The following is a 2,308-nucleotide window of genomic DNA, read 5'->3' as shown; positions in this document are numbered from 1 at the left end:
CGCCTGCCGCGTCGGCGGCGCGCACGGCCTCGATCGCCTCGGCCTCGGTGCGCGCGGTGACCCACGCGCGCGCGGGCCCGCCGACGCGGGTGGTGGTGTGGTCCGCCAGCCGCTCGCTCACGCGCTCTCCCCCGCGGCTCCGCCGAGGCGGACCACAGCCTGCGCCTTGGTCAGCACGCGCGGCTTCACCGCGTCCGGGTTGGTGACGTTCAGGTCGATCCGCACCGTCCCGGCAGCCTCATCCACGGCGCCGACCGTGCCGACGACCTCGAGCGTGGCGCCGGGGACGGGCGCGCCGTCGTCGTCCGTGCGCCCCGTGGTGTCCGCGACCGGCACCATGCCGGTGAAGCGGGTCTGGTAGTCGACGACGGCGCCCGGGTCGCCCGCCCAGTCCGAGACGAGCTGCACGGCCGCGCCCATGGTGAGCATCCCGTGGGCGATGACGCCGGGCAGGCCGACGTGCTCGGCGAACGTCGGGGACCAGTGGATCGGGTTGCGGTCGCCGGAGGCACCCGCGTAGGCGACGAGGTCGGCGCGGGTGAACGTGACGGTGCGCGTGCCGACCACCTCGCCCCGGGCGAGGTCGGACAGGCGGGGGGCGGTGCTCATCAGGACTCCTCTCCCCGGACCAGCAGGGTGGACGTGACGGTGGAGACGGCAGCGCCGTCCAGATCCGCGATCTCGGTGACGGTGGTGACCATGCGGTTGCCGCCGAGGGACTTCACGGCCTCGACCCGCACGGTCGCCACGACCTCGTCCCCGGCCACCAGCGGGCGGTGGTGGACGAAGCGCTCGTCCGCGTGGACCACCCGCGAGAAGTCGATCCCCAGCTCGGGATCGGCGACGACGGCGGCCTCGGCGCGCTGGGCGATGACGACGGCGAAGGTCGGGGGGGCGACCAGGTCGGCGTGTCCCAGGGCCCGGGCGGCCGCGACGTCGTGGTGCGCGGGATGGTGGGCCTGCACGGCCTCGGCGAAGCCGCGGACCGCCTCACGACCGACCTGGAAGGGGGGCGCGGGCGGATAGCTCCGCCCGGCGACGTCGGGGTTCACGCTCAACTCGGGCCTCCTGCGGGACGGTTCTCGACTGCCGTCCAGCCTAACGGCCGGGGCGCCGCTCCCCCTGCCGGCGGGCGGCCTGGCGGAAGCGCACGAGCTGGGCGGACAGGTGCACGGCGACGCCCGCGCCGAGCACGCCCAGGGCGGTCCCGGAGACGGCGAGGCGTCCGGTGGTCCCGCCGACGACCGCCAGCACGATGCCCACGAGGAACAGCGCGGAGCCGGTCAGCACGAGGGTCCGGTACAGCCGGGAGCCGTGCTCCCACGGGGAGACGAAGCCGCGGGGCGCGGTGGTGCCGCGGGCGGGCTGGGGGGCGGGGCGACGCGTGGACATGCCCGCCAGGCTACCGGGGCGACGGACGGGCCCCGGAACGCGAAAGGACCCGGCCCCTCCGAGGAGGTGACCGGGTCCGTCCGATTCCGTAGCGGCGGGGGGACTCGATCCCCCGACCTCACGATTATGAGTCGTGCGCTCTAACCAGCTGAGCTACGCCGCCACGACACAAGAACGCCCGCACTCACGGTTTCACGCCGCGAGGGCGGGCTCTCATGTCAGAGCCCCGACCGGGAATCGATCCCGGGACCTCCATCTTACCAAGATGGCGCTCTACCACTGAGCTATCGGGGCAACGAGGTGAGACTCTACCAGGGCCCCGGGGCCGATGCAAAATCGGCCCCGGCTACGGCCTCCGGGGGTCCGCACCCCGGCCGGATCAGCGGCGGGCGCCCCGATCCGAGCGCTCCTGGGCGCCCCAACGGGGCTTGCGGCCGCCGGGGCGTCCCCCGCGGTCGTCCCGGTCCTTGCGGAAGCCACCGCGATCCTCACGGAAGCCGCGGTCGTCCCGGTCCTTGCGGAAGCCGCCGCGCTGGCCGCCGCCGCTGTGCCCGCGGGAGCCTCCGCGCTCGCCGCGGTCCTTGCGGCAGCCGCCGCCGCGCTCCCCGCGGCCCTCGCCGTCGCGCTCGGCGCGGGCCGGGCGGCCGGTGGCCTTGCGCTGGCCGAGGCGACGGGCGGTGAGCTCGGCGGTGGCCGCGGCAGCGAGCCGGGCCGGGGGCGTGGCTGGCGGCAGCTCGACGGGTGCGTGGTTGCCAAGCAGGTCGGTCGCGCGGGTGGCCGAGGCGGGCCGGCCCACCTCGGTCGGCAGCGCCCCCGCGCTGTTGCCCGCGCGCACTCGGTCCTGGTGGCCCACGGCGATCCAGTACGGCGCGTTGCCGGCCGCGGGTTCCCGGGCCGGGCCACGCGGGCCGCGGCC

The 2,308-nt window shown here is 76.3% G+C and carries 3 protein-coding genes, 2 tRNA genes and 2 pseudogenes; all 7 read right to left on the bottom strand.

What is annotated here, in order from left to right; all coding sequences use genetic code 11:
• A pseudogene (locus D8M29_RS11285) lies at positions 1-121 on the bottom strand (UDP-N-acetylenolpyruvoylglucosamine reductase); the annotation flags it as partial.
• Complete coding sequence (locus tag D8M29_RS11280) at positions 118-609, bottom strand: MaoC/PaaZ C-terminal domain-containing protein (RefSeq protein WP_036381494.1); 492 nt, start codon at positions 607-609, stop codon at positions 118-120. The pseudogene D8M29_RS11285 and the gene D8M29_RS11280, both read right to left, overlap by 4 nt.
• Positions 609-1,058: a MaoC family dehydratase N-terminal domain-containing protein gene (locus D8M29_RS11275; protein WP_036381490.1), complete on the bottom strand. Its 450-nt coding sequence runs from the start codon at positions 1,056-1,058 to the stop codon at positions 609-611. Before D8M29_RS11275 ends, D8M29_RS11280 begins: the two co-directional genes overlap by 1 nt.
• Positions 1,059-1,098: 40 nt before the next feature.
• Positions 1,099-1,392: a hypothetical protein gene (locus D8M29_RS11270; RefSeq protein WP_036381486.1), complete on the bottom strand. Its 294-nt coding sequence runs from the start codon at positions 1,390-1,392 to the stop codon at positions 1,099-1,101.
• An 89-nt stretch (positions 1,393-1,481) separates the two neighbouring features.
• Positions 1,482-1,555, bottom strand: a tRNA-Met gene (locus D8M29_RS11265).
• 59 nt (positions 1,556-1,614) lie between these two features.
• A tRNA-Thr gene (locus tag D8M29_RS11260) sits at positions 1,615-1,686 on the bottom strand.
• A gap of 85 nt (positions 1,687-1,771) precedes the next feature.
• A pseudogene (locus tag D8M29_RS13655) lies at positions 1,772-2,308 on the bottom strand (ATP-dependent RNA helicase); the annotation flags it as partial.

Origin of the sequence: Micrococcus sp. HSID17227, assembly GCF_003989405.1 — a bacterium.
GTDB lineage: Bacteria > Actinomycetota > Actinomycetes > Actinomycetales > Micrococcaceae > Micrococcus > Micrococcus luteus.
Note: the sequence above shows the minus strand (reverse complement) of the source record. Positions and strands in the feature narration are given on the sequence as shown.

What these genes read in the sequence shown, in the direction of transcription:
- D8M29_RS11280 (WP_036381494.1), bottom strand. Translation starts at nt 609, where the DNA reads ATGAGCACCGCCCCCCGCCTGTCCGACCTCGCCCGGGGCGAGGTGGTC.
- D8M29_RS11270 (WP_036381486.1), bottom strand. Translation starts at nt 1,392, where the DNA reads ATGTCCACGCGTCGCCCCGCCCCCCAGCCCGCCCGCGGCACCACCGCG.